The 15576-nt window shown below is 71.5% G+C and carries 11 protein-coding genes; 5 read left to right on the top strand and 6 right to left on the bottom strand.

The annotated features are described in order from the left end of the window. Positions 1 to 67: 67 nt before the first annotated feature. Together M3667_RS05715 and M3667_RS05710 are read right to left on the bottom strand one after the other, a co-directional pair. Entirely contained in the window at positions 68 to 1237 is a 1170-nt protein-coding gene (locus M3667_RS05715) for a sensor histidine kinase (RefSeq protein ID WP_251506142.1), read from the bottom strand. Positions 1238 to 1309: 72 nt separating this feature from the next. Further along, positions 1310 to 1798, bottom strand: coding sequence for an Lrp/AsnC family transcriptional regulator (locus tag M3667_RS05710; protein WP_187358364.1), 489 nt, complete (start codon positions 1796 to 1798; stop codon positions 1310 to 1312). A gap of 108 nt (positions 1799 to 1906) precedes the next feature. Between M3667_RS05710 and M3667_RS05705 the strand changes: the two genes are divergently transcribed. Both M3667_RS05705 and M3667_RS05700 read left to right on the top strand, forming a co-directional pair. Then, complete coding sequence (locus M3667_RS05705) at positions 1907 to 3316, top strand: DUF6421 family protein (RefSeq protein WP_251506139.1); 1410 nt, start codon at positions 1907 to 1909, stop codon at positions 3314 to 3316. Between the two features lie 13 nt (positions 3317 to 3329). After that, positions 3330 to 4022, top strand: a complete 693-nt coding sequence (locus M3667_RS05700) for an SDR family oxidoreductase (protein WP_251506136.1) — start codon at positions 3330 to 3332, stop codon at positions 4020 to 4022. Here M3667_RS05700 and M3667_RS05695 read toward each other — a convergent pair. Both M3667_RS05695 and M3667_RS05690 read right to left on the bottom strand, forming a co-directional pair. Next, positions 4019 to 5635 (bottom strand): MFS transporter, encoded by a 1617-nt coding sequence (locus M3667_RS05695; RefSeq protein WP_251506133.1) that lies wholly within the window; start codon positions 5633 to 5635, stop codon positions 4019 to 4021. The two genes, M3667_RS05700 and M3667_RS05695, sit on opposite strands and share 4 nt — an antisense overlap. A 208-nt stretch (positions 5636 to 5843) precedes the next feature. After that, positions 5844 to 9041, bottom strand: a complete 3198-nt coding sequence (locus tag M3667_RS05690; protein WP_251506131.1) for a DEAD/DEAH box helicase — start codon at positions 9039 to 9041, stop codon at positions 5844 to 5846. 119 nt (positions 9042 to 9160) lie between these two features. Here M3667_RS05690 and M3667_RS05685 point away from each other — a divergent pair, with 119 nt between their 5' ends. Beyond that, a complete protein-coding gene (locus M3667_RS05685; RefSeq protein ID WP_251506128.1) occupies positions 9161 to 10228 on the top strand; it encodes a low specificity L-threonine aldolase in 1068 nt (355 codons plus the stop codon). A gap of 73 nt (positions 10229 to 10301) precedes the next feature. Here the strand turns inward: M3667_RS05685 and M3667_RS05680 are convergent, their stop codons facing one another. Together M3667_RS05680 and M3667_RS05675 are read right to left on the bottom strand one after the other, a co-directional pair. Continuing rightward, the gene (locus M3667_RS05680) at positions 10302 to 12224 is read right to left on the bottom strand and encodes a M3 family metallopeptidase (protein WP_251506125.1); all 1923 of its coding nucleotides are present in this window, start codon (positions 12222 to 12224) and stop codon (positions 10302 to 10304) included. A gap of 66 nt (positions 12225 to 12290) precedes the next feature. Next, positions 12291 to 12905, bottom strand: a complete 615-nt coding sequence (locus M3667_RS05675; RefSeq protein ID WP_144829862.1) for an NUDIX hydrolase family protein — start codon at positions 12903 to 12905, stop codon at positions 12291 to 12293. A 143-nt stretch (positions 12906 to 13048) separates the two neighbouring features. On the opposite strand from M3667_RS05675, the gene M3667_RS05670 reads away from it, so the two are divergent. Together M3667_RS05670 and M3667_RS05665 are read left to right on the top strand one after the other, a co-directional pair. Then, positions 13049 to 13717 carry an alpha/beta hydrolase gene (locus M3667_RS05670; RefSeq protein WP_251506122.1) on the top strand — a complete coding sequence of 223 codons (669 nt, stop codon included), beginning with the start codon at positions 13049 to 13051 and terminating at the stop codon, positions 13715 to 13717. A 201-nt stretch (positions 13718 to 13918) separates the two neighbouring features. After that, positions 13919 to 15514: an ABC-F family ATP-binding cassette domain-containing protein gene (locus M3667_RS05665; RefSeq protein ID WP_251506119.1), complete on the top strand. Its 1596-nt coding sequence runs from the start codon at positions 13919 to 13921 to the stop codon at positions 15512 to 15514. Positions 15515 to 15576 lie beyond the last annotated feature (62 nt).

Raw genomic sequence — 15576 nt, 5'->3', positions numbered from 1 at the left:
TCTCTGGAATCGCGAAGGGGTCGGCATCCACTCTGCCCCGACGACCCTCGCGGCGTCGACGCCGCGCTCACGCCCGTGCGCCGATCGGCAGGCTCGCCCGCACGGCGAACTCGCCGTACTCCGGCCCGGCCGTGAGCCACCCGCCCACGAGCTGCGCGCGCTCGCGCATGCCGATGAGCCCGTGTCCTCCCGACGCGACCGGGGCCGTGGAGGGGGCGGATGCCGCGCCCCGGGCGTTGCGCACTGAGAGGTCGACGCGGTCGGGCCACCAGCCCAGGTGCACGCGCACCTCTCCCCCGGCGCCGTGTCGGAGGGCGTTGGTCAGGGCTTCCTGCATGATCCGGTAGACCGCCAGCTGGATGGCCGCGGGCGGCTCCCCGGGCGGTCGCGGGTCGACGTGCACGTCGAGGGCGAGTCCCGCGGCGCGCATGCGGTCGAACAGCGCGTGAAGGTCGGCGAGCGTCGGCTGCGGGCCCTCGCCCTGACTGTGGCGGAGTTGGGTGAGCAGGAGACGCACGTCGGTGAGCGCTGCGCGGGCCGTCGACGAGATCGTCGTGAGCGCCTCCGCCGTCGCGGTGGGGTCGGAGGCCGCGGCGTACCGCGCCCCGTCGGCCTGCGCGATGACCACCGCGAGCGAGTGGGCCACGACGTCGTGCATGTCGCGGGCGATGCGCACGCGCTCCTGCTCGGCGATGGTCTGCGCCTCGGCCGCCCGCTGGGCCCGGCTGGTGTCGGCCGCGCGCATCGCCGTGCGCACGAGCGCGCCCGACACCCACGACAGCATCAGGGCGAATCCGGATGCCAGCAGCAGGGCGACCAGCGCGAACCACTCGTTCGGCGAGGGAAGCGCGGTCATTCCGCGGCCCACGAGGTACAGCGGCACGATGACCGCCCCCGCGATACCGGACGCGAAGCCGCTCCAGAACACGCGCCGTGACCCGTAGGCGGCAGTGGTGTACAGCACCGCGAAGATCGCCACGTCGGTGGGCGAGGGTTCGCGACCGAACCCCATCTGCAGCAACGCGCCCGCCCACGCGAGGGACAGCCCCAGCGCCGGATGGAGGCGCCGGAAGGCGACCGCGCCGGTGAAGGCGAGGGTGACGAGCACGGCGCCGACGATTCCGCCGAAGCTCGTGCCGCCCGAGGTCTCGATCGCCAGAGCGATGAGGAAGAACGCCGCAGCGACCGAGAGATCGGTGATCAGCTGCGCGCGAGTGAGAGAACGGAGGACGAACATCACCGCAACGCTACGCGGGGCCCTCCGACACGGCATCCGCCGCACGATGTATCCGCGCGTACCTCGCGAGGATCAGGCGGGGAACTCGGCGGGTTCGATGGGCCGCGCCTCGAAGAAGGTCTGCAGCACGACCGTGGTGCGCGTGTTCACCTGGGCTGCGGCTCGGATGTCGCGGATCAGCGCCTCGAGGTCGCGCGGGGTGGGCACGCGGACGAAGAGCATGTACGCCGCCTCACCGGCGATCGAATGGCAGGCCTCGATCGCGCTCAGGTGCGCGAGCAGCTCGGGGGCGTTGTCGGGTTGAGCGGGATCGAGCGGGGTGATCTCGACGAACGCGGCGAGGGGGCGGCCGAGGGCCTCCGCATCGAGGATCGGCCGGTAGCCCTGCACGATCCCCCGGGCCTCGAGACGCCGCAGCCGCGACTGCACGGCCGAGACCGACAGACCGACGCGATCGGAGAGATGCGACAGGGTGGCGCGCGCGTCGATCGAGATCTCGCGCACGATCGCGGCATCGACGGAATCCTCCAGTCGCGGTGCGCGGGAGGGGGCCTCGGTCATGCGCTCGACAGTACCAGTGCGGCAAAACGGCGCTCTGGCGCATGCCGTAAGTTTTCCGTTAGCATGACGTTTTAACAGGAATATTTCCACCCTCGATCGGAGGATGCCATGACCATCGCGACGCCCACCCGTGCCGGCCACGAGCTGCTCGACGGACACACCGTCGACACGGTCGAACGGACCCCCGCATGGACGCAGCTGAAGACGGCCGCCACCGCCCTGCAGGCGCTGCAGGCGAAGGACGGCTCGATCGAGGACACCGCCGCCGCCTCCCCCCTCATCGACGAGGTCATCCAGTCCCTCGACGCGCTCGCGCCGCTCTTCCCGCACGATGAGGCGTATCTCGCCGCTTCGGTCGTCGACTTCCGCCGCTGGCGCGACGAGGGGCTCGGCGTGCCCGACTTCCTCGACTCGCTCGTGGCGTTCCAGCCACAGGAGCACCGCGTCGACGGCATCCGCCACCTCGTCGTCTTCCCGATGTACACCCAGAACGGCTCGAGCGACCGCCACGTCGAAGCCCTCATCGTCGAGGCGATCTGGCCCGAGTTCATCGCGCGGCTCGAGACCGAGTACACCAACCGCCTGTTCGTCTCGCTGCGTCTGGTCGACTTCACCTCGGGCTACGACACGAACTCGGCCGTGCTCTTCCCCGAGACCGTGGCGATGCGCGAGATCCCGACCTTCACCTGGGGCGCGATCTTCCAGGACCGCGAGGCCGCGCGATACCGCCGGGTGACCCGCGCCGCCGCCGACATCACCAAGCTCGACCTGCCCGCCGCCGCCGCCCGCATGCTCGACGACCAGGCGCTCACCGAGCAGACGTTCGTGATGTGGGACCTCATCCACGACCGCACGCACATGCGCGGCGACCTGCCGTTCGACCCGTTCATGATCAAGCAGCGGATGCCGTTCTTCCTCTACTCGCTCGAGGAGCTGCGTTGTGACCTCACCGCGTTCCGCGAGTGCGTCTCGCTGCAGGCGCGCCTGTCCCTCCGACAGGCTGAGGGAGCGGAGCTGGATGCCACCGAGAAGGCGATGCTCGAGCACGCCGAACTCGTGCAGTACGCCGTGATCTTCGACCGGATCTTCCGCTTCGCCATCACCGGCTCGCGCGTGCGCAACTACGACGGCCTCGGCGGACAGCTGCTGTTCGCGTGGCTGCACCAGCACCGCGTGCTGCACTGGACCGACACCTCGCTCGCGTTCGACTGGGACGAAGTGCCCGCCGCGGTCATCGCCCTCGCCGACGCGATCGACGAGCTGTACTGGCGATCGATCGACCGCCCGAAGGTCGCCCACTGGCTCGCGGCCTACGACCTCGTGCGCGGGGTCGTCACGCCCCACCCCGCCTCGGTGTGGGCGCGCGGACTGTCCGACGAGGTGCTCGCGGGATTGCCGAAGGGGTACACCGACGCAGTGCTCGACGACGAGTTCCCGCTGTCGATGTTCTTCGAAGCGCTCGAGAAGAAGATGCGCCCCGTGATCGCCTCGACCGAGGGCATCCGCGGCACGGACTGACGAAGGGGCCGACATGACCGATCGCACCGACGAAGGAGTGAACGGGCGGCTCGTGCTGCTCGCCGGCGGAACGAGCGCGGTGGGCCGTGCGAGCGCCCGCGCGCTCGTCGACGCCGGGGCGCGGGTGGCGATCGTCGGCTCCGACGCCGAACGGGTGGCCGCGGCGGCGGCCGAGGCGCCGGGGGCGTTCACCGAGGTGTGCGATCTGACGGATCCGGATGCCGTGACCGCCCTGCGTGATCGCGTGCACGCCGCGCACGGCAGCGTCGACGGCCTGTTCCCCCTCGTCGGGGGTTGGCGCGGCGGGGGCGGACTGGCCGGTCAGAGCGACGACGACCTCGCCTTCCTGATGCGCTCGTTCACGGCGTTGCGGCACGTCACGCGCGCATTCGACGCCGACCTGCGCTCATCTACCGCGGGCCGCCTCGCGATCGTCTCGTCGACCGCGGTCGCCCGCCCCCTCGCGGGCGGAGCGAACTACGCGGCGGTCAAGGCGGCCAGCGAGGCGTGGGTGCGCGCTGTCGCGCAGGGGTATGCGAAGGCCGCGCGGGATGACGCACGTGAGGTGTCGTCGGCCGCGGTGATCCTGCGGGTGCGGAGTCTCGAAGGACTCGAGTCCGCCGTCGCCTCGGCCTTCATGGCGCTGTGGGACGACGCGGCCGACGCATGGAACGACGTCGTGATCGAGATCGGGGCCGGCGGCTAGGACGCGGGCCGGTCGGGGCCGGAAGGGCGCTCGGCGGGGGCGTGTCGTTCGGGCGAGACGTGTCGTTCGGGCGAGGCGAGTCGTTCGGGCGAGGCGTGTCGTTCGGGCGAGGCGGACAGCGCGGAGGCGGGTCGTTCGGCGGCGGCGAGTTCAGCGGCGATGCCCGGCTCGCCCGGACCGACGGGGTGCTCAGCGGCGGCGGATCGCTCGGCTCCGGCGGCATCCGTCCCGTTCGTCTCGGCCACCTCGGTGTTGACCGTCGCCTCGCTGTACTGGCGCGAAAGAATCCGGTACGAACGGGTCAGAAACGCGAGCGCGCCGATCACCACCATGACGAGGCCCGCGATGAGGAAGACGAGGGCGATCCCCCGCGACTGCCCCTCGCCGAGCAACCAGCCCCACGTGGCCCGGCCGCTGTCGTCGTTCATGTAGGGGATGATCAGGAACTGCGCGATCGGGGCGATGAGGAACGACGTGACCGGCGCAGCCGCCGACTCGAACGCCGCCGCGAAGCCGAAGACCCGCCCCTGCGTCGCGAAGGGCACGACCTTCTGGATGACCGTCTGCTCGGCAGCCTCGACGGGCGGGATGAGCGCCATGTAGACCCAGATGCCGAGAGCGTAGAGCCACCACCATTCGCGAAGGGTGAACACCGCACCGAGGACGCCCATGCCGATGACGATCCACAGCATCGTGCGGATGGGGTTCTTGCCGAGGCCGAACTTCGCCACGAGCCCGCCGCCGATGATGAACCCGGTGGCCGTGACCCCCAGCACGATGCCCCAGATCTGCACGTCGAACAGCTCGAGTCCGTAAGGATCCATCAGCGCCATGTAGACGCCGCCGATGAGGTTGTTGAACGTCGAGAAGATGATCAGCGCGAACAGGCCCGGCGCGGAGCGGACGGCGCGCAGGGCCCCGCGCAGATCGACCATCGGCCCGGGCTCATCGGCGGCCGCGGGGCGGTCTTCGGGGATGCGGATGGTGAGGAGGTGCAGCAGCGCGAGCGCCGTGCACACCACGGCGATCGCGAGCGTCCACCCCATGCCGAGGAAGCCGACCGACAGGCCGCTGAAGACGCTGGTGACGACGAAGGCGAGGCCCTGCACCGTGCCCACGAGCCCGTTGGCGTTGGCGTGCCGTTCCACGGGGACGAGGAGCGTCACGGCCGTCGAAAGCGCGATGTTGCGCATGTTCTCGACGACGGAGCCGGCGAGGATGATGCCGGAGAACAGCCAGAACCACGGCTTACCCAGATCGAGCAGCGCCGCCTCGGGGAAGGCGAGCCAGAGCGCGCCCGCCAACAGGAACGCCGTCAGAGTGATGACGCCCGAGACCACCATGACGCGGTGCTTGCGGTGCCGGTCGACCAGCGAGCCGAACAGCATCGCGAACACGGCGAGCAGCAGCATGTAGGCACCGCCGACGATGCCCGTGGCCAGCACCGACCGGGTTTCGAGGTAGACCCAGAAGGTCAGGGCGAACCACAGGAAACTGGTGGTCACGTTGGCCGCGGCCGTGTTGACGAGCACGGCGAGGAAGGTGCGGTTGCCTCCCGCCGGGGCGGCGATCGCACCGGCGCCGACGGCGGCGGACGGCTGCGGTTCGGACATGGGGGTCACGTTAGACCGAACCTCCGACATCGACCAGGGCACCACCGTCACCGGGCATCGCGCGTGCCCGGGCGGCCGGGCGCGCGCGGGCGGCACCATCACCGGGCGTCGCGCGTGCTCGGGTGGCCTGGGGCGCTGCGGCGGCCCGGCGCGCTCGGGCAACCCTGCGCACTCCACCAGTCGGGCGCGCTCGCCCAACCGAGTGCGCTCAGTCGATGAGGCGGCGGATGTCGGCGGCGGTGAGGCGCGGCCCACCGGCGACCGACTCGCCCGCGAAGGTCTCGCCCTCGGCACCGTCGAGCACCTTGGCGAACAGCTCGGCCTTCGCCTCGCGCAGGGCCACGACCTTCTCTTCGACCGTGTCGGACGCCACGAGTCGATAGACGATCACCGGGCGCGTCTGACCGATGCGGTGCGCGCGATCGATCGCCTGCTCTTCGACGGCGGGGTTCCACCACGGATCGAGCAGCACGACGTAGTCGGCCTCGACCAGGTTCAGACCCACGCCTCCCGCCTTGAGCGAGATGAAGAATGCGGGGTCGTCGCCGTCCCGGAAGCGATCGATCTCGGCCTGCCGGTGCGTCGTCGCTCCGTCGAGGTAAGCCGAGCCGAGTCCCGCATCGGTGCACCGCTGCCGCGCCGCCCGGAGAAATCGCGTGAACTGGCTCAGGACGAGCACGCGGTGCCCCTCGGCGGCGGCCTCGGTGACGAGGTCGACGAGGGCGTCGAGCTTGGCCGACGGCGCCTCGCCCTCGTCGGTCAGCGCGGGATCGAGCGCGAGTTGCCGCAGCAGGGTGAGCGACCGGAAGATCGCGAAACGATTGCCGTCGACGTCTTCGAGCAAGCCGAGCAGGCGCTGGCGCTCGCGATGGAAGCGCCGATCGTAGATCTTGCGGTGCGCCGGGTGCAGGGTCACCTCGATCACCTGCTCCTGCTTGGGGGGCAGCTCGGAGGCGACGAGCTCCTTCGTGCGCCGCAGGAGGAACGGACGGATCCGGCTGCGCAGCAGCTCGAGGCGTGCGGCGTCGGAGTTCTTCTCGATCGGCGAGCGGTACCGGGCGGAGAAGGATTCGCGCGTTCCGAGGAGACCGGGGGCCACGAGCGAGACCAGCGCCCAGAGCTCCTGCAGGTTGTTCTCCATCGGGGTGCCGGTGACCACGAGCGTGAACGGCACCGACAGCGCCCGCGCCGCGCGGTAGCCGCGTGAGGCGGGGTTCTTGATCTGTTGGGCCTCGTCGAGAACGACCCCCGACCACGCGACGTCGGCGTACTGCTCCTGCTCGAGTCGCAGGAGGGCATAGCTCGTCACCACGACGTGCGCACCCTGGGCCACCTCGGCGATGGGTGCGGTCCGCCGAGCCTGCGTCGCGGTGACGACGGCGACGCGGAGTCCCGGCGCGAAGGTCGCGCACTCGCGAGCCCAGTTGCCCACCACGCTGGTGGGCGCGACGATCAGGAACGGCGGCGCGTCCGCGTCGGCGGTGCGCACGGTCTCCATCAGTGCGATCGTCTGCACCGTCTTGCCGAGTCCCATGTCGTCGGCGAGGACCCCGCCGAGGCCGTTCGACCAGAGGAAGGACAGCCAGTCGAGCCCTGCACGCTGGTAATCGCGGAGCGTCGCGCGCAGCCCCGGGGGCGGTTCGACCGGCACGATCGCCGCCTCGTCGGTCAGCCCGCGCACGCGCAGCCACCAATCGGCCTCTTGCGCCGCGATCATGCCGAGCTCGGCGAGGTCGTCCCACAGCCCGACGTTGTAGCGGTTGATCGACAGATCGGCACCCGGCCGATCGGCGAGGGCGCGCGCTTCGTCGATCACCTCCCGCAACCGGTCGAATGCCTCCGAGTCGAGTCGCACGTACGAGCCGTCGCCGAGGAACAACGCGCGATCGCCGTTCACGAGAGCCGTGTAGAGATCGGCGAAGTCGACCTCGATCTCGCCCACGCTGACCCGCGCATGCAGATCGAACCAGTCGCTGCCGTCGTCATCACCCGTCGAGAGGTGGACGGACGGTTCGGCGTCGGCCGGTCGATAGCGGACGGTCTCGCCGGAGACCGTCACCCGGACGTCCTCGAGATCGCGGAGTCGCGGAAGCACCTCGCCCTCGAGGATCGCCGCGACCGGGGCGGGCAGGATCACGGGGGACGACTCCCCCACCGCCCGCGGATCGGGGAGCTCGAGGCCGAACTCGTGCGCCGTGGTGCGAACGGCGGCGCCGACGCGGGCCTCGTGATCCTCGTCACGTCGCCCTCTCGTGGGGGTGCGGTCCCAGCGCATCCGGACCGACGCCCGACCGGCCCCGTGCTCGACGAGCACCTCGAGCACGTTGCGCGGGGCCGGCGGGAGGTCGACGGAGCCGCTCGGCGAGACCACCGGGCCCTCGAGCTGCAAGCGGGGCAGATACTCGCTCACGAAGGTGTCGGTGGCGGCGTCGATCGAGAGGGCGTCGGGCTGCGCCAGGAGGGCGCGGACGGGGCCTGCGACCGGGGACGCGAACCGAGCCAGCGTGATGCGTTCGTCGACGCCGTCGCGGTCGTCGACGACGGCGACGGCGACCGCCGGGTCGCCGATCACCCACGACGGCAGGCCCGCAGCGTCGTCGGTGAGGCCCTGCACCACTCCGCGCACCTCCAGCGCGTCGCCGATGCGGTCGACGGACACCGCGGCGGTGACGGTCTCCTCCGGGATGTGCACGGGGTGGTGGGCTCCGCCGCCCGAGACGAGCGGCACCCCCGCCGCGATGACGGCCTCGAGCTGCAGCCAGAGCGAGTGCGGAGGGACCGCCGACAATGGCATCCATTCATCGGAGAGGAAGACGCCGTTCGCGGAGCGGCCCAGGCGGCCGAGGCTGTCGAGGGCCGCGCGGGCACGCGGTTCGGCCGGGAGAGAGGGCAGGCTCGACCACCCGGCGCGGCCCTTGATCCACGTGCCGCGGGTGCCTCGGATTCCGGGGCGTACGGCCGGGGCGAGAGCCGCCCCGCGTCCGAAGCCGCCCGTACGGCGCACCGAGAGGAACAGGCAGAGGTCGGCGGAGGGCTCTTCGAGAGCCGGGGGGACGACCTCGAAGAGCTCGTCGAGCGACCGCTGCCACGCGAGCCGGCGCGGGCGGCCGACCGCGAGCATGCGATCGAAGAGCACCAGGGCCGCGGCGCAGGAGTGCTCGCACTCGGGCCCGCGCCCGCACGAGCACCAGCCCGAGACGCGGGAGAAGTCGGTCGGCACACGCAGTTCGAGGTGCTCGTATCCCGTCGGACCGAAGGACTGCGCCGTCGCCACCACCACGCCGTCGTACGCCTTGGCGTCGCCCACCTCGACCGAGCCGTAGATGAGCAGCCGGTCGGCCCGGGTCATCGCGCCCGACGAGAACATCTCGCCGGCGATGCTGATCGCCTCGGGGTCCATGTGCATCCCGTCATTCTCTCCGGGGCGGACGACATCGGGCCGCCGCACCGTCGGAGAAGTGGACAGTCCGACCACATCTCCCGATGGGGAGGAGGGGTGGGCCCGACGGTCGTTACGCTGGAGAAGTGACCACCCTCCACGACTCCTCGGTGCGCGGTTTCGCCTCCGACAACTACTCCGGCATCCACCCCGATGTCCTCGCCGCGATCTCCGCCGCCAACGAAGGCCACCAGGTCGCCTACGGCGAAGACGTCTACACCGCCCGCCTTCAGGAGCTGTTCGTCTCGCTCCTCGGCGACGGCGTCGAGGCCTACCCGGTCTTCAACGGCACGGGCGCCAACGTGGTCGGCCTGCAGTCGATGCTCCCCCGCTGGGGCGCCGTCATCTCGGCATCCACCGCGCACATCAACGTCGACGAGGGCGGAGCCCCCGAGCGCGTCGGCGGCATCAAGCTGCTGACCGTTCCGACCGACGACGGCAAGCTGACCCCCGAACTCGTCGACCGCGAGGCCTGGGGATGGGGAGACGAGCACCGCGCGCAGCCGCTGGTCGTCTCGATCACGCAGTCGACCGAACTCGGCACGCTCTACACGGTCGACGAGATCCGCGAGCTCGCGGCCCACGCGCACGGCCACGGCATGCGTCTGCACATGGACGGTGCGCGCATCTCGAACGCCGCCGCGGCCCTCGACGTTCCGCTGCGGGCCTTCACGCGCGACGCCGGCGTCGACGTGCTGAGCTTCGGCGGCACGAAGAACGGCGCGATGATCGGCGAGGCCATCGTCGTGCTCGACCCCGAGGCCTCCACCGGCCTCACCTACCTGCGCAAGCTCGACATGCAGCTGTCGAGCAAGATGCGGTTCGTGTCAGCGCAGCTGGTCGCCCTGCTCGAGAACGACCTGTGGCTGACGAACGCGCGGCACTCCAACGCGATGGCGCAGCGGCTGCGCCAGGGCATCGAGGCCGGTCTCGCCGACGGTTCCATCCAGGGTGTCGAGTTCACCCAGCCGACGCAGGCCAACGGCGTGTTCGCGATCCTCCCGGCCGGCGTCGCCGACCGCCTGCGCCAGAGCTTCCGCTTCTACGACTGGGACGAGCTGCGCCGCGAGGTGCGCTGGATGTGCTCGTTCGACACGACCGAGGCCGACATCGACGCCTTCGTCGCGGCGATCGCGCGCGAGACGACGGCCTGAGCCGCGTCAGCGCCCCCTCCCGTCGGACCCGAGGGCCGCGGCATCCGCTCGAGGATGCCGCGGCCCTCGTCGTTCACGCTCCCGCGAGCCAGGCCCGGTAGGCGTCGAACGTCGACTCGCGACCGAGGAACGACTGCACGAGGTCGCGGGCGTCGCGGGTGCCGCCCGGCTCGAGGATCTCGCGCCGGTACCGCGCGGCCGTGTCGACGTCGAACAGATCGTCGCCGAAGGCCGACAGCAGGTCGCGGGCGATCACGAGGCTCCACTGATACGTGTAGTAGCAGGCGCCGTAGCCGGTCAGGTGCCCGAAGCCCGCGTACGAGTGCGAGCCGTCGAGCGGGGTGACGGGGCTGGCGGCGCGATAGTAGCCGTCGACGGCCCCGGCGAGGTCGGCGGGGCGGTCGACGTGCAGGCGGTACGAGGTGGTGGCGTGCCCGAGCTGACGCGTGACCTCCAGGGCCCGGCCGAAGGCGTCTGCCGTGCGCATGCGCGCGACCAGATCGGCCGGGATCGGCTCGCCCGCGTCGTTCACCGCGAAGGCGGCGAGCGCCTCGGCGTCCCACGCCCACTCCTCGAGCAGCTGGCTGGGGGCCTCGACGAAGTCCCACTCGGTCGCCACGCCCGTCCACCGCGCCCACTTCTGGTGGCCGCCGAGGATGTCGTGCACGAGGTGACCGAACTCGTGGAAGAACGTCACCACCTCGTCGTGCTCGAGCAGGCCGCGCGAGAAGTTGCACAGCAGCACCGACTCGGGAAGCGACCGGTCGGTGATGCCGGGCGCCAGGCCGAAGCACGCCGCGTGGTTGTACTTGCCGTCACGCGGATGCAGGTCGAGATGGATGCGCCCGAGGCGCTCCGCTCCGCGCACGACGTCGTAGGTGCGCACGTCGTCGTGCCACGAGGGGGCGTCGACGGGGACGTACTCCACATCGAGAAGGCGAGCGGTGGTCGCGAGGACTCCCTCGAGAACGCGGTCAAAGCGGAAGTACGAGCGCACGAGCTGTGAGTCGACGTCGTACTCCTCGCGCTTGAGGGCGCTGAGGACGTACCAGAAGTCGGCGATCGTGACGGCGTCGGCGGTGGGCTCGTCGCGGCGGAGACGCTCGAGGACGCGGTCGTACTCGACGGCGGCGGCGGGAGCCACGGCATCCGCCACCTTCTCGAGGAACGCCTTCACCGCGGCCGACGACCCGATCATGCGGGTCTCGGTCTCGTAGTCGGCCCAGTCGCCGTACCCGAGCAGCTTCGCGCGCTCGGCGCGCACCGCCAGCAGCTCGGCGAGCACGGGCTCGTTCACGGGCCACGCGAGGTCGTTGTAGGCCCCCATGAGCTCGTGGCGAACCGCGCGGTCGCGCGCGTACTCGCGCACCGGCATGAGGTCGGTGTACTCGGTGGTGAGCGTCACCATCCCGTCGGCGTCGACCGGGTGCTCGGCGATGAAGTCGTCGGGGAGCCCGTCGAGCGACGACGCGGGCACCCGGATCTCGCGGCGACCTTCGCGGATGTTGCGCGAGAAGGTCAGCGAGAGCTCGGTGTCGCGGTCGGTGAGCTCGCGCACGCGCTCGCGGTCGGCGTCGTCGAGGTCGACGCCGCCGCGACGGAAGTCGCGCTGGATCTGGGCGAGGAGGCGCTGCTCGTCGGCGTCGAGTCCATCGGCGGCGGCGTCGGCGAAGACGCCCCACAGCGCGCGGTCGAGCAGCCGGCGCGACTGCACGGCGTCGACCGCCTGCGCCTGCTTCTCGGCGGCGTCTCGCACCTCGGCATCCGGATGCGATTCGCTCACCAGGTGCGAGGGCGCCGCGGCCTCGCTCAGGGCGATCTCGGCCTCGTTCCACAGCGCGAGACGCTCGCGCAGTGGGAGGTCGGACTCGGCGGTGAGTCGGGCGTCGATCTCGGCCACGCGCGCGAGGCGCTCGGTCGGACGGTCGTCGGCGAACGCTCGCCAGCCGTCGAGATCGCGCGGGAGGGTCAGGGGTTCCAGGGGAGGATGCGGCATGCTTCGACCCTAGGCAGGGCCTCCGACACAGGCAATGATCCGGCGCACGGGCCCGGGCCCGAGGGGTCAGCGCAGGGCGCCCACCGAGGCGAGCGCCTGACGGATGAGGGTGCCGCGGCCGCCCTCCATCTCATCGGACAGGGCGTCGGATGCCGCCTCCTCGGGCGAGAGCCAGGTGACCTCGAGCGCGTCCTGGCGCGGTTCGCACGTGCCCGTGACGGGGACGACGAAAGCGAGCGCCACGGCGTGCTGGCGGTCGTCGTGGAACGCGCTGACCCCGGGGAGGGGAAAGTACTCGGCGACCGTGAAGGGTGTCGGCGAGGGCGGGAGCAGTGGGAACGCCATCGGTCCGAGGTCGTTCTCGAGGTGACGGAAGAGTGCGTCGCGGACCGTCTCGCCGTAGCGGACGCGGCCCGAGACGAGGGTGCGGGTCATCTCGCCGAGCGGCGTCGCCCGCAGCAGGATGCCGACCTGGGTGACGGCACCCATGCCGTCGGTGCGCACGGGCAGCGCCTCGACGTAAAGCATCGGCAGGCGTCGCCGCGCCTCCGCGAGTTCGACCTCGCTCAGCCACCCCGGGTTGGAATTGGGCGCCGCGGGGGCACCCGAGAAGGAGGCTCCGAGCGACTCGCGCTCATCGCCGTTGTCACCGGGTTCGGGATCGGGGGTGCGCACGGGCATGCTCCCTGTATATCAACCGACCGGCCCGGGTGCCGCGTGTCCGGCCCACGGAGACCGGAACGGTACCGTCCGCGGGCCGCGCGCCGGAGCAGATCGCGGGCCGCGGTGCGGGCGATGTCGGAGGCCCTTGCCACAATGGCCGCATGAGTGTTGAGTCCTCCCTCGACCCGTCCGTCGTGCGGTGGTCGGTACCGCCCGCAGAGCGCGTCGGCCGGCCCGTCCTGCTGTTGCTGCACGGCTACGGCTCCGACGAACACGACCTGTTCGGTCTGGTGCCGTACCTGCCCGAGGCCTTCGTGGTGGCGAGCCTGCGCGCACCGCTCTCGCCGCCCTGGCCCATGCCGGGCGCGTCGTGGTACCCGATCGAGGGTCTCGACGGTCGTGATCCCGACGCGGTCACCCGCGCCGCTCAGGCGGTGCTCGCCTGGATCCGCGACGCCGTGGGTGATGGCCCCGTCGGACTCCTCGGTTTCTCGCAGGGCGGTGCCGTCGCGCTGCAAACCCTCCGGGCGAATCCGGATGCCGTGCAGTTCGCGGTCGTGCTGGCGGGGTACGTCGCAGGAGGTGAGCTGCCCGGCGACGCCGTGCTCGGCGAACGACGCCCGCCGGTGTTCTGGGGCCGCGGGGCCGCCGACGACGTCATCCCGACGCCTCTGATCGACGCGACATCCCAGTGGCTCCCCGCTCACAGCGACCTCCGCGGCCGGGTGTACCCGGGGCTCACGCACTCGATCTCGCAAGACGAGCTCGACGACGTGCGCGCCTTCCTCGACGAACGGCTGGCCGACCGCGCCGGTGACGACGCGACGTGACCAGAGGGGTACCGCACGAACCGACCGTCGGTTATCGTGAGTGCTCCTGTCCCCGAGAACGAGGTCTCCTCCGGTGAAGAACGTCGACGCTTCCGCGCCCCTGTCCGCGCGCTGACCCGTCGACCCGCCGTCTTCTCGGCATCCCTCCGCTGATGCGGACGGGTCCGGTGTCCGCGCACCCCGCGTCATCGGAGTTCCGTCTTGTCATCTCTTCCTCCTTCCCTCGTTTTCGACCGTGTCCGCCTCGTGTGGCCCGACGGAACCGTCGCCCTCGACGAGATCTCGGGGGCGATCGGCGTCGGCCGTACCGGCCTGGTCGGTCGCAACGGGGCCGGTAAGTCGACGCTGCTGCGCGTGGCCGCCGGTCTGCTCGTCCCGACCTCGGGGCACGTCTCCGCCTCGGGTGCGGTCGCGATGCTCCCCCAGCGTCCGATCGTCGACCCCCATCGTCCCGTCGCCTCGCTTCTCGGCGTGCAGCAACCCCTGTCCGCGCTGCGCGCGATCGAGAGCGGCGACGTCGATCCCCGCCACTTCGACGCCGTGGGCGACGACTGGGACGTCGAGGCGCGCGCCCACGCCCTGCTCGCCGAGGCGGGTCTGCCGCCCGAAGCCCTCGAACGCACGGTCCGACAGCTGTCGGGCGGGGAGGCGATGCTGGTCGCCCTGCTCGGCGTGCGCGCCGCGCAGGCAGCGGTCACTCTGCTGGACGAGCCCACGAACGATCTCGACCGCGACGCGCGCGCTCGGGTCGCGGAGCTGGTGCGGTCGTGGCCGGGCGCGCTCGTCGTGGTCAGTCACGACGTCGGTCTGCTCGAGCTGATGGATGCCACCGCCGAGCTGTACACGCACGAGCTCAGCGTCGTCCGCGGACCGTACAGCGTGTGGCGTGCCCACCGCGACGCCGAGCAGGAGGTCGCCCTCCGCGCCGAACGCGACGCCGCCCAGGCAGTGCGTCGTGAGCGTCGCGAACGCATCGAGGCCCAGGACAAGCTCGCCGCCCGCTCACGCACGGCGCGCAAGGCGCAGGTCGAGAAACGTGTGCCCGGGATCGCCGCGGGCCTTCGCGCCAGCGCCGCCCAGGTCAGCGCGGGGCGGCTGCGCACCGAGACACGCGCAAAAGAGGAGTCCGCTCGGTTGGCCCTGGCTGAGGCGTCGGCTCGGGTCCGCGACGACGACGTCGTCCGCATCGACCTGCCCGATCCCGGCAATGCCGCCGGGCGGCGCGTCCTCTCGCTCGGCGACGACGAGCACGCGTGGATCGTCACCGGTCGCGAACGCGTCGCGGTGGTCGGGCCGAACGGCGCCGACAAGACCACGCTGCTCGAGTTCCTCGTGCGCGGCGGCGAGCCCACGGCATCCGTTCGCTCCCGGACGCACGTCGATCGGCTCGGCTATCTGCCGCAGCGACTCGACGGGTTGGACGACGACCGATCCGTGCTCGAGAGCATCCGGGCGGCGGCGCCCGGCGTGTCCGACGCGGAGCTGCGCGATCGTCTGGCGCGGTTCCTGCTCCGCGGCGACACCGTCGCGCGGCCGGTGTCGTCGCTGTCGGGCGGCGAGCGCTTCCGGGTGGCGCTCGCCCGGCTGCTCTTCGCCGACCCGCCCCCGCAGCTGTTGGTGCTCGACGAGCCGACGAACAACCTCGACCTCGACACCGTCGACCAGCTCGTCACCGCTCTGCAGGCCTATCGCGGGGCGGTGCTCGTCGTGAGCCACGACGACGGCTTCCTCGCGCGCCTCGGCCTCGACCTGCGGCTCGAGCTGAGGGAGGGGAGGCTCCGCGAGGAGCCGGTCTGAGCGGGTGTTTCCGCGGCGGGCGAACGTCAACCCCGACCCGATGTCGGAGGTCCGGGAGAGGA

The sequence above is a fragment of the Microbacterium sp. P26 genome (assembly GCF_023712585.1).
Classification (GTDB): Bacteria; Actinomycetota; Actinomycetes; order Actinomycetales; family Microbacteriaceae; genus Microbacterium; species Microbacterium algihabitans_A.
Note: the sequence above shows the minus strand (reverse complement) of the source record. Positions and strands in the feature narration are given on the sequence as shown.

Excerpts from the sequence above, each read along its gene's own strand:
- M3667_RS05715 (WP_251506142.1), bottom strand. The coding sequence starts at position 1,237 with ATGTTCGTCCTCCGTTCTCTCACTCGCGCGCAGCTGATCACCGATCTC.
- M3667_RS05710 (WP_187358364.1), bottom strand. The coding sequence starts at position 1,798 with ATGACCGAGGCCCCCTCCCGCGCACCGCGACTGGAGGATTCCGTCGAT.
- M3667_RS05705 (WP_251506139.1), top strand. The coding sequence starts at position 1,907 with ATGACCATCGCGACGCCCACCCGTGCCGGCCACGAGCTGCTCGACGGA.
- M3667_RS05700 (WP_251506136.1), top strand. The coding sequence starts at position 3,330 with ATGACCGATCGCACCGACGAAGGAGTGAACGGGCGGCTCGTGCTGCTC.
- M3667_RS05695 (WP_251506133.1), bottom strand. The coding sequence starts at position 5,635 with ATGTCCGAACCGCAGCCGTCCGCCGCCGTCGGCGCCGGTGCGATCGCC.
- M3667_RS05690 (WP_251506131.1), bottom strand. The coding sequence starts at position 9,041 with ATGCACATGGACCCCGAGGCGATCAGCATCGCCGGCGAGATGTTCTCG.
- M3667_RS05680 (WP_251506125.1), bottom strand. The coding sequence starts at position 12,224 with ATGCCGCATCCTCCCCTGGAACCCCTGACCCTCCCGCGCGATCTCGAC.
- M3667_RS05675 (WP_144829862.1), bottom strand. The coding sequence starts at position 12,905 with ATGCCCGTGCGCACCCCCGATCCCGAACCCGGTGACAACGGCGATGAG.
- M3667_RS05670 (WP_251506122.1), top strand. The coding sequence starts at position 13,049 with ATGAGTGTTGAGTCCTCCCTCGACCCGTCCGTCGTGCGGTGGTCGGTA.